Source organism: Falsiroseomonas sp. (assembly GCF_051859025.1).
Classification (GTDB): Bacteria; Pseudomonadota; Alphaproteobacteria; order Acetobacterales; family Acetobacteraceae; genus Falsiroseomonas.
The window spans coordinates 279273-300530 of record NZ_JBHYGL010000001.1 but is presented as its reverse complement, the minus strand read 5'-3'; the positions used below and the strand labels follow the sequence as shown (position 1 = coordinate 300530).

Annotated in this window: 22 protein-coding genes and 1 pseudogene; 12 read left to right on the top strand and 11 right to left on the bottom strand. The window is 69.6% G+C overall.

Going from position 1 to position 21258, the window contains the following annotated elements; all coding sequences use genetic code 11:
• The first annotated feature begins 52 nt into the window (after window positions 1-52).
• The 7 genes and pseudogenes from hutU (at window position 53) to ACTIE5_RS01530 (ending at window position 7515) form a co-directional block, all read left to right on the top strand.
• Window positions 53-1723 (top strand): urocanate hydratase, encoded by a 1671-nt coding sequence (hutU, locus tag ACTIE5_RS01560; protein WP_439547932.1) that lies wholly within the window; start codon window positions 53-55, stop codon window positions 1721-1723.
• Window positions 1720-3210 (top strand): histidine ammonia-lyase, encoded by a 1491-nt coding sequence (gene hutH / locus ACTIE5_RS01555; RefSeq protein WP_439547931.1) that lies wholly within the window; start codon window positions 1720-1722, stop codon window positions 3208-3210. Before hutU ends, hutH begins: the two co-directional genes overlap by 4 nt.
• Complete coding sequence (gene hutI, locus ACTIE5_RS01550) at window positions 3207-4412, top strand: imidazolonepropionase (RefSeq protein ID WP_439547930.1); 1206 nt, start codon at window positions 3207-3209, stop codon at window positions 4410-4412. Before hutH ends, hutI begins: the two co-directional genes overlap by 4 nt.
• The gene (locus ACTIE5_RS01545) at window positions 4409-4831 is read left to right on the top strand and encodes a PaaI family thioesterase (RefSeq protein WP_439547929.1); all 423 of its coding nucleotides are present in this window, start codon (window positions 4409-4411) and stop codon (window positions 4829-4831) included. The genes hutI and ACTIE5_RS01545 overlap by 4 nt, the downstream gene beginning before the upstream one ends.
• Window positions 4832-5089: 258 nt before the next feature.
• Window positions 5090-5275, top strand: a complete 186-nt coding sequence (locus ACTIE5_RS01540; RefSeq protein WP_439547928.1) for a DUF465 domain-containing protein — start codon at window positions 5090-5092, stop codon at window positions 5273-5275.
• Between the two features lie 279 nt (window positions 5276-5554).
• Window positions 5555-6745: pseudogene (locus ACTIE5_RS01535) on the top strand (IS1380 family transposase); the annotation flags it as partial.
• 248 nt (window positions 6746-6993) lie between these two features.
• Window positions 6994-7515: a hypothetical protein gene (locus ACTIE5_RS01530; protein WP_439547927.1), complete on the top strand. Its 522-nt coding sequence runs from the start codon at window positions 6994-6996 to the stop codon at window positions 7513-7515.
• On the opposite strand, the gene ACTIE5_RS01525 is transcribed toward ACTIE5_RS01530, so the two are convergent.
• From ACTIE5_RS01525 to ACTIE5_RS01510, 4 genes are all read right to left on the bottom strand, one after another.
• Entirely contained in the window at window positions 7493-7912 is a 420-nt protein-coding gene (locus ACTIE5_RS01525) for a hypothetical protein (RefSeq protein WP_439547926.1), read from the bottom strand. The two genes, ACTIE5_RS01530 and ACTIE5_RS01525, sit on opposite strands and share 23 nt — an antisense overlap.
• 147 nt (window positions 7913-8059) lie before the next feature.
• Entirely contained in the window at window positions 8060-8962 is a 903-nt protein-coding gene (locus ACTIE5_RS01520) for a DMT family transporter (RefSeq protein WP_439547925.1), read from the bottom strand.
• Window positions 8963-9002: 40 nt separating this feature from the next.
• Complete coding sequence (locus ACTIE5_RS01515; RefSeq protein WP_439547924.1) at window positions 9003-9710, bottom strand: MOSC domain-containing protein; 708 nt, start codon at window positions 9708-9710, stop codon at window positions 9003-9005.
• The gene (locus ACTIE5_RS01510; RefSeq protein WP_439547923.1) at window positions 9707-10681 is read right to left on the bottom strand and encodes a Bug family tripartite tricarboxylate transporter substrate binding protein; all 975 of its coding nucleotides are present in this window, start codon (window positions 10679-10681) and stop codon (window positions 9707-9709) included. Before ACTIE5_RS01510 ends, ACTIE5_RS01515 begins: the two co-directional genes overlap by 4 nt.
• 84 nt (window positions 10682-10765) lie before the next feature.
• Here ACTIE5_RS01510 and ACTIE5_RS01505 point away from each other — a divergent pair, with 84 nt between their 5' ends.
• Window positions 10766-11245 carry an RrF2 family transcriptional regulator gene (locus ACTIE5_RS01505; RefSeq protein WP_439547922.1) on the top strand — a complete coding sequence of 160 codons (480 nt, stop codon included), beginning with the start codon at window positions 10766-10768 and terminating at the stop codon, window positions 11243-11245.
• 80 nt (window positions 11246-11325) lie between these two features.
• On the opposite strand, the gene ACTIE5_RS01500 is transcribed toward ACTIE5_RS01505, so the two are convergent.
• Window positions 11326-11658 (bottom strand): hypothetical protein, encoded by a 333-nt coding sequence (locus tag ACTIE5_RS01500; RefSeq protein WP_439547921.1) that lies wholly within the window; start codon window positions 11656-11658, stop codon window positions 11326-11328.
• Between the two features lie 199 nt (window positions 11659-11857).
• Between ACTIE5_RS01500 and ACTIE5_RS01495 the strand changes: the two genes are divergently transcribed.
• The 4 genes from ACTIE5_RS01495 to cynS are packed head-to-tail and all read left to right on the top strand — an operon-like array spanning window position 11858 to window position 15388.
• Entirely contained in the window at window positions 11858-13213 is a 1356-nt protein-coding gene (locus tag ACTIE5_RS01495) for a CmpA/NrtA family ABC transporter substrate-binding protein (protein ID WP_439547920.1), read from the top strand.
• Between the two features lie 4 nt (window positions 13214-13217).
• Window positions 13218-14069, top strand: a complete 852-nt coding sequence (ntrB, locus tag ACTIE5_RS01490; RefSeq protein WP_439547919.1) for a nitrate ABC transporter permease — start codon at window positions 13218-13220, stop codon at window positions 14067-14069.
• 2 nt (window positions 14070-14071) lie between these two features.
• The gene (locus tag ACTIE5_RS01485) at window positions 14072-14926 is read left to right on the top strand and encodes an ABC transporter ATP-binding protein (protein ID WP_439547918.1); all 855 of its coding nucleotides are present in this window, start codon (window positions 14072-14074) and stop codon (window positions 14924-14926) included.
• Window positions 14927-14941: 15 nt separating this feature from the next.
• On the top strand, window positions 14942-15388 hold the full coding sequence (cynS, locus tag ACTIE5_RS01480; RefSeq protein WP_439547917.1) for a cyanase: 447 nt from the start codon (window positions 14942-14944) through the stop codon (window positions 15386-15388).
• Window positions 15389-15421: 33 nt separating this feature from the next.
• Here cynS and glpD read toward each other — a convergent pair whose 3' ends face one another.
• Genes glpD through ACTIE5_RS01450 form a run of 6 tightly spaced genes read right to left on the bottom strand, consistent with a single transcriptional unit; the run spans window position 15422 to window position 21248 of the window.
• Window positions 15422-16900: a glycerol-3-phosphate dehydrogenase gene (glpD, locus tag ACTIE5_RS01475; RefSeq protein ID WP_439547916.1), complete on the bottom strand. Its 1479-nt coding sequence runs from the start codon at window positions 16898-16900 to the stop codon at window positions 15422-15424.
• Window positions 16901-16905: 5 nt separating this feature from the next.
• Window positions 16906-17703 (bottom strand): phosphonate ABC transporter, permease protein PhnE, encoded by a 798-nt coding sequence (gene phnE, locus ACTIE5_RS01470; RefSeq protein WP_439547915.1) that lies wholly within the window; start codon window positions 17701-17703, stop codon window positions 16906-16908.
• A gap of 8 nt (window positions 17704-17711) precedes the next feature.
• A complete protein-coding gene (phnE, locus tag ACTIE5_RS01465) occupies window positions 17712-18497 on the bottom strand; it encodes a phosphonate ABC transporter, permease protein PhnE (RefSeq protein ID WP_439547914.1) in 786 nt (261 codons plus the stop codon).
• On the bottom strand, window positions 18494-19255 hold the full coding sequence (gene phnC, locus ACTIE5_RS01460; RefSeq protein ID WP_439547913.1) for a phosphonate ABC transporter ATP-binding protein: 762 nt from the start codon (window positions 19253-19255) through the stop codon (window positions 18494-18496). Before phnC ends, phnE (ACTIE5_RS01465) begins: the two co-directional genes overlap by 4 nt.
• A 2-nt stretch (window positions 19256-19257) precedes the next feature.
• Window positions 19258-20346 carry a phosphate/phosphite/phosphonate ABC transporter substrate-binding protein gene (phnD, locus tag ACTIE5_RS01455; protein ID WP_439547912.1) on the bottom strand — a complete coding sequence of 363 codons (1089 nt, stop codon included), beginning with the start codon at window positions 20344-20346 and terminating at the stop codon, window positions 19258-19260.
• Complete coding sequence (locus tag ACTIE5_RS01450; protein WP_439547911.1) at window positions 20343-21248, bottom strand: HAD-IIB family hydrolase; 906 nt, start codon at window positions 21246-21248, stop codon at window positions 20343-20345. Before ACTIE5_RS01450 ends, phnD begins: the two co-directional genes overlap by 4 nt.
• Window positions 21249-21258 lie beyond the last annotated feature (10 nt).

The window sequence follows — 21258 nt, the reverse complement described above, 5'->3', positions numbered from 1 at the left end:
GACATAATCCAGCCCATCGGCAATGCTGATCCCACGATCACGGAGCCCCGTCATGTCCGACCCGCGCCGCCGCAATGCCCCCGCCATCCGCGCCCCCCGCGGCCTCGACATCACCTGCCGCCACTGGACCACGGAGGCAGCGATGCGGATGCTGATGAACAACCTCGATGACGAGGTCGCGGAAAAGCCCGGCGATCTGGTGGTCTATGGCGGCATCGGCCGCGCCGCCCGCGACTGGGACAGCTATGAGCGCATCATCCACACGCTGAAGCGCCTGTCCGAGGACGAAACGCTGCTGGTCCAGTCAGGCAAGCCCGTCGGCGTCTTCCGCACCCACAGCGACGCGCCGCGCGTCCTGATCGCCAATTCCAATTTGGTCCCCCGCTGGGCGAGCTGGGAGCATTTCAACGAACTCGATCGCAAGGGCCTGATGATGTACGGCCAGATGACGGCCGGTTCCTGGATCTATATCGGTTCCCAGGGCATCGTTCAGGGCACCTACGAGACCTTCGTCGAGGCCGGCCGCCAGCATTTCGGCGGCAGCCTCAAGGGAAAATGGATCCTGACCGCCGGCCTCGGCGGCATGGGCGGCGCGCAGCCGCTGGCCGGCGTCTTCGCCGGCGCCTCGGTCCTCGCCGTCGAATGCCAGCCCAGCCGCATCGAGAAGCGGCTGGAAACCCGCTACCTCGACCACCGCGCGGAAAGCCTGGACGAAGCGCTGGCGATGATCCGCACGGCCTGCGCGGAGGGCCGCGCGATCAGCGTCGGCCTGCTCGGCAACGCCGCCGACGTTTTTCCCCAGCTTGTCGCCCGCGGCGTCGTGCCGGACATCGTCACCGACCAGACCAGCGCCCACGACCCCGCCAATGGCTACCTCCCCGCCGGCTGGACACTGGAGAAGTGGGAGGCGATGCGGGAGAGCGATCCCGCCGCCGTCGCCGCCGCGGCGAAGCGCTCGATGGTCGGCCATGTCCAGGCCATGCTCGACTTCAAGCGGATGGGTGCCGTCGTGATGGATTACGGCAACAACATCCGCCAGATGGCGAAGGAGGAAGGCCTCGCCAACGCCTTTGATTTCCCCGGCTTCGTCCCCGCCTACATCCGCCCTCTTTTCTGCCGCGGCGTCGGCCCCTTCCGCTGGGCCGCGCTGTCCGGCGACCCGGAGGACATCCGCAAGACCGACGCCAAGGTGAAGGAACTGATCCCGGACGACCAGCACCTCCACAACTGGCTCGACATGGCCCAGCAGCGCATCGCCTTCCAAGGGCTGCCCGCGCGCATCTGCTGGGTCGGCCTCGGCCAGCGGGACCGCCTCGGCCTGGCCTTCAACGAGATGGTCGCGAAGGGCGAGATCGGCCCGATCGTGATTGGCCGGGACCACCTCGATTCCGGCAGCGTGGCGTCACCCAACCGGGAGACGGAGGCGATGCGCGACGGATCGGATGCCGTCAGCGACTGGCCTTTGCTCAACGCGCTGCTGAACACGGCGTCGGGCGCCACCTGGGTGTCATTGCATCACGGCGGCGGCGTCGGCATGGGCTTCTCCCAGCATGCCGGCATGGTCATCGTCGCCGATGGTACCGAAGCCGCCGCCCGCCGCCTCGCCCGCGTGCTGTGGAACGACCCAGCGACCGGCGTGATGCGCCACGCCGATGCGGGCTACGACATCGCCATCGACTGCGCCCGCGAACAGGGGCTCGATCTGCCGATGGTGACGCGATGACCGCCCCTCTCGCCACGCTGCGCGCCATCGCCGGCGGCACGCAGCCTGAACTCCCCCAGGATTGGCGCGCCGTCACGCAAGCCTCCGCCGATGCGCTGGCACGCCGGCTGGAGACCGGGGAGGCGCTGTACGGCGTCAATACCGGCTTCGGGAAGCTCGCCTCCACCCGCATCGCACCGGACCGGCTGCGGCAATTGCAGTTGAACCTGCTGCGCAGCCACGCCGCCGGCACCGGCGCCTTCCTGCCCGCCCCCATCGTGCGCCTGGTGCTGGCGCTCAAGGCCATGTCGCTGGCGCGCGGCGCCTCCGGCGTGCGGCCCGTGGTGGTGGACGCGCTGCTCGCCCTGCTGTCGCATGACGTGCTGCCGGCGATCCCCGCCAAGGGTTCCGTCGGCGCCTCCGGGGACCTCGCGCCACTCGCCCACATGTCCCTGGTGTTGATCGGCGAAGGCGAGGCTTTCGCGGGCGACCAGGTGCTGGACGGCACCCAGGCGCTGGCGCTGGCCAATATCGCGCCGCTGGAACTCGGCCCGAAGGAAGGGCTCGCGCTGCTGAACGGCACGCAGGTCTCGACCGCCATCGCACTGGCGGGCCTGTTCGCCGCGCAGGACATGCTGCGCACCGCGCTGATGGCGGGTGCCATGTCCGTGGACGCCGCGCGCGGTTCCGACACGCCCTTCGACGCCCGCATCCACGCGCTTCGCAACCAGCCCGGCCAGATCCGCTGCGCCGCCACGCTGCGCGCCCTGATGGAGGGCAGCGCCATCCGCGACAGCCACCGGGAAGGCGACAGCCGCGTGCAGGACCCCTATTGCCTGCGCTGCCAGCCCCAGGTCGCCGGCGCCTGCCTCGATCTGCTGGACAACGCCGCCACAGTCCTCGTCCGCGAAGCCAACGCCGTCACCGACAATCCGCTGGTCACGGCGGAGGGCGATGTCCTCTCCGGCGGCAATTTCCACGCGGAGCCCGTGGCCTTCGCCGCCGACACCATCGCCCTCGCCATCGCGGAGATCGGCGCCATCAGCGAACGCCGCATCGCCCTCCTGGTCGATCCCGTCCTCTCCGGCCTGCCCGCCTTCCTGGTGGCGGAGGGCGGCATCAATTCCGGTTTCATGATCGCCCAGGTCACGGCGGCCGCGATGGTGGCGGAAAACCGCGCCCTCGCCACGCCCCGCAGCGTGGACAGCCTGCCCACCAGCGCCAACCAGGAAGACCATGTCAGCATGGCGACCAACGCCGCTTTGCGCCTGGCGGAGATGGCCGACAACCTGGCCACCATCCTATCCATCGAACTGCTCTGCGCGGCGCAGGGCCTCGATTTCCACGCGCCGCTCCGATCCTCCGCCGCAATCGAGCAGGCGAAGGGATTGGTGCGTGGCGCGGCGGCGCATTGGGACGCCGATCGCTTCATGGCCCCCGACATGGCGGCGGTGAAGCGCCTGGTGCAGCATGGCGCCTTCGCTGCCCTGGTGGACCTTCCCGCATGAGCTTCGACCGCGTCTGGACCGATGCGCATGTCGCCACGATGGTTCCCCGGGATGGCGACCCGCTCGGCATCATCGAGGATGGTGCCATCGCCGCGAAGGATGGCCGCATCGCCTGGGTCGGCCGCCGCCGCGACATCCCCGCTGGCGCCGCCATCACGACGCGTTGCGACGGCGCCTGGATCCTGCCCGGCCTGATCGACTGCCACACCCATCTGGTCTTCGCCGGCGACCGCGCCCGCGAATTCGAACTGCGCCTTGAAGGCGCGAGCTACGAAGCCATCGCCAAGGCCGGCGGCGGCATCCTCTCCACCGTCGCCGCCACCCGCGCGGCGACGGAGGAAGACCTGATCGCCTCCGCCCTCCCCCGCCTCGATGAATTGCTCGCGCAAGGCGTCACGACGGTGGAGATCAAGTCGGGCTACGGCCTCGACCTCGATACTGAATTGCGGATGCTGAACGCGGCCACCGCGCTGCGGGCGAAGCGGGACGTGACCATCAAGGCGACGCTGCTGGCCGCCCATGCCGTGCCGCCGGAATATGCGGGCCAGCGCGCGAAATTCGCCCGCCATGTCGCCCGCCACATCGTTCCCACCATCGCGGCGGAAGGCCTGGCCCATGCCGTCGACGTCTTCACCGACAGCGTCATCGGCTTCACGCCGGAGGAGACGGAGGAAGTCTTCGCCGCCGCCCGCGCCATGGGCCTGCACGTCAAGCTCCACGCCGACCAGTTGCGCGACGATGGCGGCGCGGCCCTGGCCGCGCGGTATGAGGCGCTGTCCGCCGACCACATCGAATACGCCAATGCGGAGGGCATCGCGGCGATGGCGAAGGCCGGCACCGTCGGCGTGCTGCTGCCCGGCGCCTACTACTTCATCCGCGAAACCCACCTGCCGGACATCGCGGCCATGCGCGCCGCCGGGCTGCGCATGGCGCTGGCGACGGATTGCAACCCGGGCTCCTGTCCCTCCCCCAATTTACTGCTGATGCTCAACCTCGGCTGCACCCTGTTCCGGCTGACGGTGGCGGAGGCGCTGGCGGGCGTCACCACCCATGCCGCGGCGGCGCTGGGCCTTTCGGATCGCGGCGCGCTGGCGCCGGGGCTGCGCTGCGACCTCGCCCTGTTCGCCATCAACCGCCCTGCGGAGCTCTGCTACTGGCTTGGTCGGAATCCCTGTATCGGCCGCGTTGTGGTGGGCCAGTGAACGCCGCCGAGCTGACGGAGCGCGTCCGCACCGGCGTGCCGCTGGCCGGCGCCTGGGGGGTCGAGGTGCTGGAAGCCGCCGATGGGCGCGCTCTGCTCCGCCTGCCCCAGCGCGAGGATCTGCTGCGCCCCGGCGGCACCGTCTCCGGCCCCGCCCTGATGGGGCTGGCGGATGTGGCGATGTGGGCGGCGCTGCTGACCCTGACGGGCGGGCGGGATGAGAGCCTGACCGCAAGCCTTTCCATCACCTTCCTCCGCGCCCCACCCCCCGGCGCGGTGCTGGCGGAGGCGCGTGTCATCAAGAAAGGGCGGACGCTGTCCTACGGGGAGGTCACGCTGCGCGCGGAAGGTTCGGCCGATCCCTGCGCCCATGTGACGACGAGTTGGGCGGCCGTGCCCCGCCTTTCGGGAAGCGTCTGAATCATCCGTGAACTCATTGCAGTTAAACACCAAGCCGTGTCGCATTACGGTCTTGAAATCGACACGAGCCGGGTCCAGCCTTTCATCTGAGGCCCGGGCCCCTCTGGCGGTCTGCCCCCCGGCACCCGCGATGTCGGGCCTCCCACTGAGCCGCCGCGCCCCCGCGCAGCGACGGAACAAGGAGGTCTGGGGATCATGGATGGGAGCATACCGCCCGGCGGCCTGTTGCCAGGAGGCACCCTGCAAGGGGGAACGCTGATGGCGCGCCTGGTGAACCGCCTGGCGGATCTGGAACGGCTGATCGCCGCCGAACGGTCTCGCGGCGTTCCCGATGAAATCGCCATCCGCCGCCTGAGCCGCGAGAAGCTGCTGGCACGGGACCGGATGGCCGCGCTGATGGGCTGCGCCATGCCCCGCTGGGCCCGGCAGGACCCGGAGCCATAAGGCGCTGAACCGCCGGGACTGGCTGGTGGTGGGCGGGCTCTTCGCCGCAGCCCTCCTCGCGGGGTGGCCGCGTATCCGGGAATGGCCGGTGATGCGCTACCTCCGCGGGGATTGCCGATGGGGCCGCCGGAGCTGCGGCTGACCGGCGATTTTGCTTGCCTGGCGAGGTTGTTCTCTTTATGTTCTATATAGTCCTCCAGGAGGACTTCGATTGTGGTGACCCGCATCAACGATTTTGCCAAATTTTCAACAGACTGAGGCTTCTTCGGTGGCGGTGCGATGGACCACCCGACGGATGACGGCGGCAGGCAGATCGATTTCACCCGTCGCCTGAAGCTCGAGTTCCAGGGCAGCCGGATTACTTCCCATGCCGGGCTGCTGCGGCAGGCGGTGTTCGGTCGTGTCGCCGGACATGAGGATATGAACGACGCCGATCGCCTGGCGCATGATCCGACGGGGCGCGCGGTGGTCAATCGCGGTGGGCTGGATAGCCTGGCCGCCTCGACCAGCCAGATGGGCCGGTTACAGACGGGCTGACTGACCAGCAAGGCGAAACTGGCCGATATGGCCGATCTCTCGGGCACCTGGATCGACCGGGTTCATGCCCACAATCCTGGGCCTGTCATCGTTCTCGACCTGGACAGCAGAGTCAGTGAGACCTGCGGCACCCAGGAAGATAGCGCCTGCAACGGCCATGTTGGCTGCATCCGTTACCATCCCCCGTTCGTGTTCAAGCAGTTCGGCGACCGGGAGCGGTGCGCGCTGCGGCCCGGCAGAGCGTGGCCGAGTGGCACGACGCGCCGGCACCCGTAATCGCGCGATACCGGGGCCGGATGCAGCGCCGGAGTTTCCGCGCCGACGCGGCCTTCGCCAAGCCGCACGGCTACAAACTGCTGGAGGCCGAGGGCCAAAAGTACACGATCCGGCTGCCCGCCAATCCCGGCTCCGGCAGAATATCGCCTGGCGGCTCAAGCGTCCGGTCGGACGCCCGGCGCATGGCCGCAATCACGCCAGCTTCAGCTATCGCGCCGTATCCTGGAGTGAAGCCCGCCGCGTTGTAGCGAAGAGCGAACGGCACCCTGGCGACCTGCATCCCCGCGTCGGGTTCGGCGTGACCAACGTGACCCGCCCGGCCGAGCGGGTGTTCGCCTTCTACAACCAGCGCGGCACAGCGGAGCAGCTTATCAGGGAGGGCGAGAGCGCAATCATCTGGACCCGGCTGTCCTGCATGCGCTTTGCCGCCAACGCGGTGCGGCTGCACGCCCTGGCCTACAACCTGGCCCACTTCCTCCGACGCTGGCACTGCGGGCAAAGGTCAAGCACTGGTCGCTGACCACGCTGCGCGATCGGCTGGTCAAGACCGGCGCCAAGATTGTCCGGCATGGCCGCTGGATCGCCTTCCGGATGGCAGAGATCATGGTGCCGCGCGCTGTTCCTGCAGATCGTCGCGGCAATCTCCGCGCTGTGCCCCGGGGCGCCACGCCGATGGTCAGCTTCGCTGTTGGTATCGGTCGCGCAGACCGGCGGCGGGAGAACCGCGTCCAGATTGCACGCGGAAGGACACAACTTCCGCGACAGCGGGGACCACGCACCACTCCGACGCCGCGCAGGCGCCATCCGTGCGCTCTCATCGTCTCCACGGTGGGATTGACCACCCATCCGGGGAATGTTTACTCATTTAGAAAATAGAATTTGCCTGACAGAGGAGCAACGCAGCCTTGATCAAGTGCGCAACCTGGATGGCGGGGGCCTCGATCGGCGCCCTGTTGCTCACGGCCGGATGGGGTGCCGGCGCCGCTTTCGCTCAGGAAGCCGCCGACGCGGCCCCGGTCTTCGAAGTCCATTGTCTCTGCCAGAACGGCCATGACCCCAAGCGCTTCTCAGGCGAAATCGCGGTGAACGATGCGAACAGGGAGGCGCTGCGCGCGCGGATCGAAACCGGCGCGCTGGCGCTGCGGCGCAGCGTCGTGCTGCGCGCTGGCGCCTGCTCCCCGCGGCCTTGGCGGTCCGGCGATACCGGCAGTTGCGGCAGCAGCAGCCGGCAGGTGACGCTGCCGAGCGGCGAGCGCCAGACCACCCGCGCCGACAACGCGGAGGCGACCGGCGATCGTCGCATCCGGATCACCGATACCGGCGGCATCCCAACCCTCCGCGACGTGCCGGAGGGTACGGTCGCTCTCGACCCCGTCCGCTGGGCGCGGGTCAACGTCGTGACGGTCAGCGGGCAGCACCTGCCCTGAAGCCGGGTAGGTCGCGCGCCACGACCCGCTTCCTGTTCGCGTTCCCACAGAGCGAAGACTCGAAGCGCGCTGGCGAGGGGCAGTGCCGGTTCGGGGCGCGCGGGGTCCAGCGGTTCGTGAGAGGTACCGACGATGGGGGCGAGACCTCGTCCTCCAGCAATGTGCGGAAACCTGCGTGCCGCATGCCATCCGGCAGGCGCAGCCCGCTTCGGCGGTAGCGGGCATGGCGGCCTTCGATGCCGCCTTCCTCCGCGTGTTCTCGCGGCGCCCCCGCGAAAGCCAGCAGCAGCTGGATGGCTTGCGTGAAGCGGAACATGTCGGCGCGGCGGCAGATGGCGGCGATGGGTTTGATCGGGTTCAGGATGCCGATCGAGGTCTCGCATTGGGCGACCATCACATGGGTGATGCTGCTTCCAACCATCACGCCCGCGAGCCATGCCCGCAGGCCCACCCGGTGAGAGCCAGAGGCAGCCGCGAAAACGGCACTAAAAGGACTAAAAGGGCTAAATCGGGTTTAGATTTTAGTGACTAAAAAGTCACACCCTCACGGCGCGACGCTCCGCCTGCCCGTGAACAGCACGGCGCCCAGCATGGCCGCGACCGCCAGCGCCACGCCGGCCAGCTTCAGCAGCCCGAGACTCTCCCCCAGCAGGGTGACGGACAGGATGATGGCCGCCACCGGCATCATGGTGGAGACGCAGGCCGCCCGCGTCGCGCCCAGGTATTCCGTGGCCTTGGCATAAAGGCTGATGGCGATGACGGAGGACATGATCCCCTGTCCCCCCATCTGCAGCGCCGCATCCTGCCAGCGCAGGTCAGGCACCGCGCCGAAGCCCAGCAGCACCCAGGGCGGGATGACCACCAGGGCGGAAATCCCGCAGATCGCCGCCGTCGCCGGCAAGGCCGGGATCGACCAGCGGCGCAGCAGCACCGTGAATCCGCCCCAGATCGCGCCCGCGAAGAACAACAGGATATCGCCCCGCCAGGCCCCGGGATGGTCGCCCTGCAACCCGTCCCACCCCAGCAGCAACAAGCCCAGCGCCAGCGCCCCCAGCGCCACCACCCGCCCCCGCGTCGGGACCTCCTTCAAGGCCGGAATGGCCAGCAAAGCCCCGGAAACGGCCGCGGTGATGGGGGCGATGGTGCCGCCATGGGTGGCCGGCGCGAAGACGACGCCGCCGCCGAACAGCAGCGAATTGCCGAACCCCCCGCAACACGCCAGCACCAGCAGCCGCCAGGGCCCGACGCGGGCCAGCGCGTGGCGCCCCCGCCAGGCGAAGGGCAGCAGGATAAGCGCCGCCGTGGAGAAGCGCAGGACCGACAGATCAAGCGGCGAGTACCCCGCCAGCGTCCCCGCCCGCGCCACCACCGCCTGGCTGCCCCAGGTGATGGCGGCCGTCAGGCCGAAGAAAAGCCCGAGGGCAAGGTGGCGTCGGGCTGCTGTCACGCCCCGAAGCTACCCCGTGGCGGCGCGGCTTCCCAGGGGCTCAGTCCAGCACCACCACCGCATCACCCATGCGGATGGCGCCACAGGCCGCCGTGGCCGCGTAGAGGCCGACGCAATTGTCGAAGTGATGCACCACGGTCTTCTGGACGGAGGGATCGCGCAGCGCCCTGTCCGGATCGACCTGCACCATCGCGCAGCGGGGAATACCCTCATTCACCAGCAGCGCCGCGCCACTGCCGAAAGCCAGGCGCCTGCCCTTCAGCGCCTCTTCCGGCTCGCTCGTCTCGATCAGGACGTTCAGCCGGAAGCGCCGCGGGTCCAGCGCCGCCCCATGCATCGCATCCACCAGGCCAAGCCCGCCGGTGGTGCCGAGGGAGACGGGCATCGTGTCGAAGACGCCCCGGCCCACCTGCATCAGCCCGATGGGCTGCCCGGCTTCCGCCGCGAGGCGCGCCAGCAGCGCGGGGTCGTGCAGATCCATCTCCTCGCCCTCCGGAATCCGCACCGTCACGGCGCTGGTCCGGGGGTCGTCGGGGTCCGCGTAGCGGGGCTGGTGCAGCACCATCGCCGCGACGTTGCGCGCCGTCAGCCAGGGAAAGCGCCCGCGCTCCGCCAGCCGGTGGAAGGCGAATTGCCGGTCGCCGAGGATGCCCGGCCAACGCAGTTCCAAGGCGTCGCGCGCCTCGCCGCCCATCGACTTGACGGGAAAGCGGCGGAGGTCGCGGACATGGCCGATGAGGCGGCTCATTCCGGCGTGATCCCGGCGCGGCGGATGACGGGTTCCCAGCGCGCCCGTTCTTCCTGCGTCGCGGCGGCGGTGGCGGCGGCGCCGAGGAAATCGGGCTCGAACCCCCGGTCGCGCAGGCGCTGGGCGAAGCCAGCGTCCGCCACGCTGTCCCTCACCGCGCCCTCCAGCACCGCCACCACCGCGGCCGGCGTCGCGGCGGGGGCGTAGAGGCCGTACCAGAGCTCCGCCACATAGCCCGGCAGCGCCTCCGCCACCGTCGGCACCGCCGGCCAGCCGGGCAGGCGCGCGCGGGTGGTGACGGCAAGTGCGCGCATCCGCCCATCCCGCACCAGCGCCTCCACCGACCCGGCGGAGGTGAAGAGCATCTGCACCTCGCCGCTCACCACCGCGGCGATGGCGGGGCCGCCGCCGCGATAGGGCACGCCGGTGATGCGCGTGCCCGCCATCTCGTTGAACAGTTCGAAGGCCAAATGCTGGCTGGTGCCGGCGCCCGGGACCGCGCAGTTCAGCGCGCCGGGCCGCGCCTTGGCATCGGCGATCAGGCCGGCCACGTCCCGCGCCGCCAGATCCTTGTGTACCACCAGCATCATGGGCGTGGAGGCCGGGCGCGCCACCGCGGCGAAATCGCGCCGGCTGTCATAGCCGGGGCTGCGGAACAGGACCTCGTTCACCGCCAGGCTGCTGCCGGTGAAGAGCACGGCATAGCCATCGGGGGTCGATTGCGCGACGGCGACCGCGGCGATGTTGCCGCCGGCGCCGCCCCGGTTCTCCACCACCACCGGCTGGCCCAGCGCCTCCTGCATCCGTTGCGCCAGCAGGCGCCCCAGGATGTCCGTGCCGCCGCCGGGCGGGAAGGCGACGATCAGGCGCACGGGCCGCGTCGGGAACCTTTCCTGCGCGCCGGCTGGCATCGCCGCCATCGCCAGCCCCGCCGCCAGGGCGCCCCGGCGCGTCATCGCAGTCACGGACATGATTTTTCCTCCCCGGGGCCGATTCCGGAGCATGAACCCGCCCCGAGGCTTGGCCGTGCCCCGGGAGCCATCGTATGGGAAGACATGCTGACACAGAAGGCCAAGTCCGGTCTCAAGGCGCTTTCCGTGCTGGCGGAAGCGGGCGCGGCCGCGCCCTCTCGTCGCGCCACCATGCCGATCCAGGAGATCGCGGAGCGTGTCCAGGCGCCGAGGAAGTTCCTGGAAGCCATCCTGCTCGATCTGCGGCGGCACGGCTTCGTGGACAGCCTGCGCGGCAAGTCCGGCGGCTATGCCCTGGCGCGGCCCGCCACGCAGATCGCACTGTCCGACCTGATCCGCGCCATCGATGGGCCGCTCGCGCCCATCCCCTGCGCCAGCCTCACGGCCTATCGCCCCTGCGTCGATTGCGCGGAGCCCGCGGATTGCGCCATCCGCCGCGTGATGCGCCAGGTGCGGGATGCGACGGCGGCGATCCTGGACGGCACCATGCTGGCCGACATCGCCACGCCCACCCCGCGCCCGGCCATCACCGCCCTGCTGGACGTGGTCGCCGAGGGGAGTTGATCGAGGCCTCCCCAGCCGGACCGTGGTTCGGGGAACCCGATCAGCGTGGGGCAGGCAGCGCGTAGCGCCCGCCCGGAGGATCAGGACACCGGCGGGCCGCAGCGGCGCCAGACGGGCTCGATCGGGCCATTCGCCGCCTGCACGCGGACGGCATTGTCACCCATCAGGCGCAGATCGACCCGGCCGCCGGCGCCAGGCTCCCCGGCCGGCGCGGTGTAGCTGAAGCCGTGGCGGTCATACTCCCCCGCCATCCGCGCCCCGCCGGGGGAGAGCAGGTTCGGCCCCTGGATGGTCAGGCGAAGCCCGCCATCGCTGCACCAATGCCCGTCGATGGCATCGGCGCGCGCCATGCCGGGCGCCATCGCGACGCCTCCTGCCAGCAAAGCGAGAAGGGGAAGGGAATTGCGGGCCATGGCCGTTCCTCCTGAAGCCTTGCGAGGCTAGCGCGACCCGGCGCGGCGCTGCCAGCGTCATGCTGCATACAATGCGACCGTTGCTGCCCAGCAATGGGGCAGCCCTCCCCCATGGCGGGCCGGAGGAGCAAGGAAACACGCCGTGGGCGAGCGCGGCACGGCGGTTGCAACCAATCCGGCAACCCAGGGAGCCTCCTCCATGCGCCGACTGACAGCCAACCCGCTCGACGCGAAGACGCGCCTCAACCGCTGCGGCTGCGGCCAGCATGGCAGCGCGATGGAATGCGCTGGCGCCGCGCCGTCCACCGAGCGGGCGATGGCGGAAGTCGCGGAGGCCGCCGTGCTGCGCGCCACCTTCCGCCACGGCCCGACGCGCCGCGCGCTGGTGGAACGCTTCGGCGCGGCGACGGTGCTGGCGGCGCTGGCCTCCGTCTTCCCGCTGGATGCGGCGAAGGAGGCGATGGCCCAGCCCGCCGGCCCGCCGGAGAAGCGGGACCTCAAGGTCGGCTTCATCCCCATCACCTGCGCCACGCCCATCATCATGGCGCATCCCATGGGCTTCTATCAGCGCCACGGGCTGAATGTGGAAGTCATCCGCGCCGCCGGCTGGGCCGTGATCCGCGACCGCGCCATCGCGCGTGAATTCGATGCCGCGCACATGCTGAGCCCGATGCCACTCGCCATGTCCCTCGGCGTCGGCGTCGCGCAGCCCATCCCCTTCGCCGTCGCGGCGATCGAGAACGTCAACGGCCAGGCGATCACGCTGGCGACCAAGCACCGGGAGCGCCGCAACCCGCGGGACTGGCGCGGCTTCCGCTTCGGCGTGCCCTTCGACTTCTCCATGCACAACTACCTGCTGCGCCACTACCTGGCGGAGAATGGCATCGATCCCGACCGGGACGTGCAAATCCGCTCCGTGCCGCCGCCGGAGATGGTCGCCAATCTCCGCGCCGACAACATCGATGGCTTCCTCGGCCCCGATCCCTTCAACCAGCGCGCCGTCTTCGATGGCGTGGGCTTCATCCATCTGCTGACCAAGGATCTGTGGGACGGCCACCCCTGCTGCGCCTTCGCCGTGCCGCGATCGATGATCACGGAAACGCCCAACACCTTCGCCGCCCTGATGCGCGCGATCGTCGAAGCCACCGCCTATTCCGCCAAGGCGGAAAACCGGCGGGAGGTCGCGACGGCGATCAGCGGACCGAACTACCTGAACCAGCCGGAGACGGTGGTGAACCAGGTGCTGACCGGGACCTATGCGGATGGGTTGGGCCAGGTGCGCCGCGTGCCGGACCGCATCGGCTTCGATCCCTTCCCCTGGCATTCCATGGCGATCTGGATGCTGACGCAGATGCGCCGCTGGGGGCAGTTGCGGCAGGATGTGGACTACGCGCAAGTCGCGAACCAGGTATTCCTGGCGCTGGATGCCGGCCGCGCGATGCGCGAACTGGGCCTGCCGGTCCCCGCCAGCCCCATGCGGACGGAAACCATCATGGGCCGCACCTTCGACCCCGCCAGCCCCGCCGCCTGGACCGAGCGCGCAGTTCGCGCCTGATCCCATGCAGCAACAGGTATCGTTCTGGCGCGCGGCAGCGCTGTCGCTGCTGATCCTCGCCGTCTTCCTGGGGGGGTGGGAGGCGGCGATCCGCGCCGCCACCACGGCATCCGGCCCGCCGGTCGATCCCGAATATGCGGCGCTGATGGGCCAGGCCGCCGCGCAGGGCGGGCAGACCGCCATGCCGGCGCCGAGCGACATCGCGAAGCGGCTGTTCGAGCTGTTGCGCGACCCCTTCTATGTCCGCGGCCCGAACGACCAGGGGATCGGCGTGCAGATCGCCTATTCGCTGCTGCGCGTCGGCGCCGGCTTTCTTCTGGCTGCCGCGGTCGCCATTCCGCTGGGGTTTCTCATCGGCATGTCGCCGCTGCTGAACGCCGCGTTGAACCCCTTCATCCAGGTGCTGCGGCCGGTCTCGCCGCTCGCCTGGATGCCGCTCGCGCTCTACTCCATCAAGGACAGCTCCATCAGCGCCGTCTTCGTGATCTTCATCTGCTCCATCTGGCCGATGCTGCTGAACACGGCCTTCGGCGTGGCCAGCGTCCGGCGCGAATGGATGAATGTGGGGCGGACGCTGGAAGCGGGGCCGTGGCGGACGGCGACGCGCATCATCCTGCCCGCCGCGGCGCCCACCATCGTGACGGGGATGCGCATCTCCATCGGCATCGCCTGGCTGGTGATCGTGGCGGCGGAGATGCTCGTGGGCGGCACGGGGATCGGCTACTGGGTCTGGAACCAGTGGAACAACCTCTCCATCGCCGACATCGTCATCGCCATCCTGATGATCGGGCTGGTCGGGCTGGCGCTGGACCGGCTGCTGGGCCTGCTGGCCCGCGCCGTGGCCTGGACGGAATGAACATGGTGGCCCCCGCAATGATGGAACGGCCGGACGTATCGGTGGAGGGCATCGCCCGGCGCTTCGGCGCGACGGCGGTGTTCGAGGATGTGTGGTTCAGCGTCGGCAAGGGCGAGTTCGTCTGCCTGGTCGGCCATTCCGGCTGCGGCAAGACGACGATCCTGAATATCCTGGCGGGCCTCGACGCGCCGGATGATGGCAGCATCATCGTCAGCGGGAAGGAGATCACGGGCCCGTCGCTGGACCGCGCGGTGATCTTCCAGTCCCACGCGCTGATGCCCTGGATGACGGCGGCGCAGAATGTCGGCTTCGCGCTGTCCTGCCGCAACCCGCATTGGAACCGGCGGATGTGCGAGGATGCGGCGCGGGAGGCGCTGGGCCGCGTCGGCCTCTCCCACGCCGCGGACCGCAAGCCCGCGCAGCTGTCGGGCGGCATGAAGCAGCGCGTCGGCATCGCCCGCGCGCTAGCCATCCAGCCCAAGATCCTGCTGATGGACGAACCCTTCTCCGCCCTGGATGCGCTGACGCGCGGCGCGTTGCAGGAGGAGGTGTCGAGGCTGGTGACAGATTCCGGCCAGACCGGATTCATGATCACGCATGACGTGGATGAGGCGATCCTGCTCGCCGACCGCATCCTGCTGATGTCGAACGGCCCCGGCGCGCGCATCGCGGAGGTGGTGGTGAACACCCTGCCCCGCCCGCGCACCCGCGCCAGCCTGCACCACATGCCCGGCTACCACGCGCTGCGCGACCATGTGCTGGACTTCCTCATCACCCGGTCGCGCGAATTCGTGGCAACCAACCCGCCTGCCGGATGGTCCGCGCGCGCGGTGCCGGAATCGCGACCCGTTGCCTGAACCAGGGAGAGCCCCGTGAACGACGCCAAGGCCGAGCTCGGCAAGAAGATCCTCAAGATCAAGAAGGCGAAGGGCCTGAAATGGGCCGACATCGCCAACCGCATCGCCATGTCCCCGGTCTGGACCTGCGCGCTATGCATGGGGCAGATGAGCGCCGAGCCGCACCACGCCGCGGGCATCGCCGATATCCTGGATCTGGATGAGGAAGACGCCGCGACGCTCTGCGAGATTCCGTATCGCGGCGCCCAGCCCATGCCGCCGACCGACCCGCTGATCTACCGCTTCTACGAACTCGTGCTGGTCTACGGCACGAGCTGGAAGGAGATGATCCATGAGGAGTTCGGCGACGGCATCATGTCCGCCATCGACTACGACATGATCCTGGAACGCCAGCCCGACCAGAAGGGCGATCGCGTGAAGATCACGATGACGGGCAAGTTCCTGAGCTACAAGCGGTATTGATGGCCGGGCGCCGCCGGCACCCGGCGGCGCCGATCACCCGCCCATCGCCACCGCGACGGCATCGCGTTCCGTCGCCGTCATGTGCAGGCCGAGGCGCGAGCGGCGCCACAGCACATCCTCCGCCGTCCGCGCCCATTCCTCCCGCACCAGCCAGTCGATCTCCCGCTGCGTCAGGCCCGCGCCGTAGTCCCGGCCCAGCGCCTGCCAGCCCTCCGCATCGCCGATCAGCGCGGGGACTTCGCTGCCATAGGCGCGCAGCAGCCGGGCGCGGGTGTCGGCAGGCAGCCAGGGGAAGCGATCCGCGAGGTCCGCTTCCATCGCCGCCAGGTCGCGGCCACCGAAATCGCCGCCGGGCAGCGGGGCCGTATCGGTCCAGGATTTCGCGTCACGGCCGATGGCATGGGCCACCTTCTCCACCGCTTCCTCCGCCAGGCGGCGATAGGTGGTGATCTTGCCGCCATAGATGGACAGCAGCGGTGCCGCTTCGGTGTCCAGCTTCAGGACATAGTCGCGCGTGACGGCGGAGGGATTGTCCGCGCCATCGTCATAGAGCGGCCTGACGCCGGCATAGGACCAGACGATATCCGCCGGCGTCACGGGCTTGCGAAACTGGCGCGTGACGGCGGCGCAGAGGTATTCCGCTTCCTCCGCCGTGCAATGCGCCGTCGCCGCATCGCCTTCATGCGGCACGTCGGTGGTGCCGATCAGGGAGAAGCGGCCCTGGTAGGGAATGACGAAGACGACGCGCCGGTCGTCATTCTGCAGGATATAGGCCTGCGGGCCCTCATACAGCGCGGGCACGACGATGTGGCTGCCGCGGATCAGGCGCACGCTGCCGGCGGGCTTGGCATGGGCGGCATCCTGCGCCGACAGCACCCAGGGGCCGGCGGCGTTCACCATGGCGCGGGCGCGCACGGCGCTGTCGCTGCCATCGGCGCCGCGCAGGCGTGCGGTCCAGCCCTCCGCATCGCGCTCCGCGCCGGTGAAGGCGGTGCGGACGCGGATATCGGCGCCACGGCGCGCGGCATCCTTGGCGTTGAGGACCACCAGGCGGCTGTCCTCCACCCAGCAATCGGAATAGGCGAAGCCGGCGGCGATGCTGTCCGACAACGGCGCGCCATAGGCGTGACGGCGGAAATCCAGGCTCTCCGCCGGCGGCAGGCTGACGCGGCGCGCCAGATGGTCATACAGGAACAGCCCCGTGCGGATCAGCCAGCGCGGCCGCATCTCCGGCCGGTGCGGCAGCACGAAGCGCATGGGCCAGACGATGTGCGGCGCGATCTTCAGCATCACCTCGCGCTCCGCCAGCGCCTCCCTCACCAGGCGGAACTCATAGTGTTCGAGGTAGCGGAGACCGCCATGGATGAGCTTGGAGGAGTTCGAGGAGGTGGCGCCCGCGAGGTCGCCCCGCTCCACCAGGCAGACGGAGAGGCCGCGGCCGACCGCATCGCGCGCGATGCCGACGCCATTGATGCCGCCGCCGACGACGAGAAGGTCGAATTGGTCAGCCATGAGGGTCAGATGAGCCTCGTTCGGATGCGCGTGACGACGATCTCCGCGATGACCACCACCGCGAGGATGGCGAGCAGCACGGTCGCGACGCGGTCCCACTGGAAGAAGTTGATGGCGTCATCGAGCACGACGCCGATGCCGCCGGCGCCGACCAGGCCGAGCACGGCGGATTCACGGACGTTGATGTCCCAGCGGAACAGCGCGATGCCCCAGAAGGCCGGCTGCACCTGCGGCCAGACGCCCTTGAGCATGGTACTGCCCCAGGGCGCGCCGGCGGCGGTCAGTGCCTCCAGCGGGCCGGGCGAGGATTCCTCCAGCGCCTCCGCCAGCAGCTTGCCGACGAAGCCGATGCTGCGGAAGGCGATGGCGAAGGTGCCGGCCGCGGGGCCCGGGCCGAAGACGGCGACGAAGATCAGCGCCCAGACCAGGGAATTCACGGAACGGGAGGACACCAGGATCAACTGCGCCGTCACGTTCAGCACGGGAATGCGGCAGATGTTCCGCGCCGCCATCAGCGCGATCGGGATCGCGAGGAACAGCGACAGGATGGTGCCGAGGGTTGCGATGTGCAGCGTCTCCACCAGCGCCACATGGACGCTGGGGTAGTAGTGCGCGACATCCGGCGGCCACATGCGGACCAGCAGGTCCGCCATCTGTTCCGGCGCGTCGATCAGGAATTCCGGGATGATGTCGATGCTGCGCACCGCCCAGACCGTGGCCGCGACGATCGCGAGCCAGACCAGCCAGCGGCCGATCGCCTCCGCCGGCGTCAGGTAGGTCCATTCCCGCATCAGGGGCTTCATTGTCGCGTTCATCGCAGGGCTGCCCGGATACGGCCGGAGACGAGCTCCGCCACGAAGATCAATGCGATGATGGACAGCAGGATGGCGCAGACGAAATCGTAGTCGAAGCGCTTGAAGGCGGCGAAGAGCGTGCCGCCGATGCCGCCCGCGCCGACGATCCCGACCAAGGTGGAGTTACGCAGATTGCTGTCCAGCTGATACAGGGAGAAGCCGATGAAGCGCGACGCCACCTGCGGCAGCACGCCATAGAGCAGCACGGCGCCGGGCCCCGCGCCGGTGGCGCGGATGGCTTCCACCTGCTTCATGCTGATCTCCTCCACCGCTTCCGCGAAGAGCTTGGCGACGAAGCCCATGGAGGCGACGGTCAGCGCCGCCACGCCTGCGAGCGCCCCGAAGCCGAGCGCCTTCACGAAGAGGATCGCGACGATGACGTAGTGCAGGCTGCGGCACACTGCGATGACGCCGCGGATGGGCGCGCTGATCCAGGCCGGCGCCAGGTTGCGCGCCGCCATCAGGCCGAGGGGCAGGGAGATGATGATGCCGAGCACCGTGGACAGCACCGCGATCTGCAGGCTTTCCAGCATGCCTTCCAGCAGCAATTCCCAGCGCTCGAAATTCGGCGGCACCATGCGGGCGAGGAAGCGCCCGGCCTCCCCGAAGCCGACCGACAGCCTGGCCCAGGAGATGTCGAGCTGCCCGATCGCATAGGCGCTGTAGAGCGCGACGGCGATCAGGCCGATGCGCGCCGTCCAGCTGGGCTTGAAGGCCTCCCGCGCCGCGACGGTCGCGCTCACAGCCAATCCTCGCCGCCATAGATCTGGCGCAGGTGGTGGGGCTGGAGGTCGCCGGGGGGCCCGTCAAAGACCACGCGGCCGCCTTCCATGCCGACGATGCGGTTGGCGAAGCGCTTGGCCAGTTCGACGTTGTGGATGTTGATGACCACGGGAACATTGGCGGCCTGCGTCAGGCGCGCGAGGAGTTCCATGATCTCCACCGCCGTCTTGGGGTCGAGCGAGCTGGTCGGTTCATCCGCCAGCAGCAGCGCGGGGCGCTGCATCAGCGCGCGCGCGATGCCGACGCGCTGGCGCTGGCCGCCGGAGAGGGCGTCGGCACGCCGCGTCGCATGGTCCGGCAGCCCCACGGCATCCAGCAGCTCGAAGGCCAGCGCGATGTCCTCGGCCGGGTACTTGCGCAGCCAGGCGCGCCACAGCGGCACGTAGCCGAGGCGGCCGGAGAGCACGTTCTCCATCACCGTCAGGCGTTCGACCAAATTGTATTCCTGGAACACCATGCCGATGCGCCGCCGCGCCAGGCGCAGCTGCCCGCCGCGAATGCCGGTGAGCGGCGCGCCATCGAGCGTGATCTCGCCCTGCGTGGGCTCCACCAGCCGGTTGATGCAGCGGATCAGCGTGGATTTGCCGGTGCCGGAGGGGCCGATGATGGCGGTGATCCCCTCCGGCGCCAGATCGAGGTCGATGCCGCGCAGCACGGGCTTGCCGGGCACGTATTCCTTGACGAGGCCCTTGATGACCAACCCTTGCCGCGCGGACATGGTTACTGCACCCGCGGCGCGGCGGGGGCAGCCGGCGTGGCGGCCGGTGCCTGCTGCTGCTGCTGGCGCTGCTGGTTGCGGCGCTGCTCGGCCTCCAGTTCACGGCGGCTTTCGGCATCGAAGGCGGCGCGGTTGTAGGGGGCGTTCACCGCATCCGCCACGGCGCGAACGGGCGCCCAATGCTCGGCATAGTTCGCCGGCCAGAAGCGGTCATTGCCGCCCATGTCGCGGCGCATCTGCTCGGGGAAGCGGTAGTCGTAGAAGCACTGGCGGATGCGCTGCGCGAGTTCGGGGCGCAGGTCATGGGCCAGCGCGAAGCTGCTGGTGGGGAACGGGTCGCTTTCCCAGATGACGCGGAAATTCTCCCGCCGCACCTGGCCGCGGCCGATCATGCGGTTGTAGACGTCGGACGCCACCGGCGCGGCATCGTAGTCCCCGGCATTCACGCCCATCACGCTGCGGTCATGCCCGCCGGAATAGACGACGCGGTAATCCGTATCCGGCGTCAGGCCGAGGCCCGGGAAGAAGGCGCGCGGCGCGAGATTGCCGGAGTTGGAGGTGGCGGAGGTATGCGCCACGCGCCGGCCCTTGAGGTCCGCCAGCGTCTGGATGTTGCTGTCGGCGCGCACGATGGTGACGACGCGATAGCTCTCGAAGGATTCCGGCCCGCCCTTGATGGCGAAGGGAACGGCGCCGGCCAGGTTCACGGCGAAGGCGGTGGGGCCGGTGGAGAAGCCGGCGATGTGCAGGCGGCCGGATCGCATCGCCTCCACCTGCGCGGCGTTGGACGTCACCTGGAAATAGACGGTGCGCTTGCCCGTGCAGCTGGTCAGGTAGTCCAGCAGCGGCCGGAACTGGCTGGCATAGAGGGCGGGGTCCTCGACCGGCGTATAGGCGAAGACGAGGGTGGACGGATCGCGCTGGCGCGATGCCTCGCGCGGCGCATCGGCGACCATGTCCCGGTTCTCGTCGCAATAGGATTCGTCGAGTGAGCCGCGGAAGCCGCAGGCGGCCGTCTGGGCGGAGGCTGCCCAGGGCATGGACGCCATCAGCGCGACCGCGAAACCCGCGGCGGGGGCGAAAATCTTCATGGGTGGTGCTTCCTCTCCGTGTTGTTGCGGGCCGCGATCACGGCCTCGGTGAATTCGACGAAGCCGGCGCCGCCCTCGGCGCTGGCGATGTAGGCGGGCGGCGTGGCCATGCCCGGCAGGAAGGGGGCGACATTCGCGACGCCCACGGAAAGCGGGATCCTGCCGAACATGGGCGCATCGTTCGGGCTGTCGCCGAGGAAGGCAACCTGGCCGAGCACGTCATCCAGGGGCTGCCACAGCGTGGCAAACAGATTCTCCACCCCCGCGCGCTTGTCCCATTCGCCCATCCAGGCATTCACATGGATGGAGGAGACCTTGGCGGCCGCGCCGCCCGCCTGGAAGATCGCCGCGATGCGCTCCGCGGCGCCAGGCGCCAAGGGCCCGACATCCTCCGCGAAATCCACGGCGACATCGAACAGGCGGAAGGGCTGGTCGGCGGCGATGGCGCTGCCTGGCACCTCGCTCAGCGCCTGCGCTGCCAGGGCATCGAGCGTCGCGCGGCGGGCCAGGCGCTCGGCCTCCGGCTGGGCGGTCCAGCGGCGCATGCGGCGGCCGGCCTGGTCCAGCGAATACCAGAGCGCCCCATTCTCCCCCACCACGGCGGCGACGGGCCAGAAGCGGGCGATCATGTCGCACCAGCCGGCGGGGCGGCCGGTCACGGGCACCACCTGGATGCCGGCGTCGCGCAGCCTCTCCAGCGCGGCATAGGCGCTGGCGTCGAGGCGCCCATGGGTGGTGATGGTGTCGTCGATATCGGCCAGCACCCAGCGCAGCCCGGCCAGCCCCCGGGGCGGGGCCTGGTGCAGCGGGATCGGGGCGGGGTGCCGGGTCTCGGACAGGGCGGGCGCTTTCGTGACGCTTTGATGACTGTGGCAGGTACGATATTCGATGTGGAGGGTCAAATAGGATCTG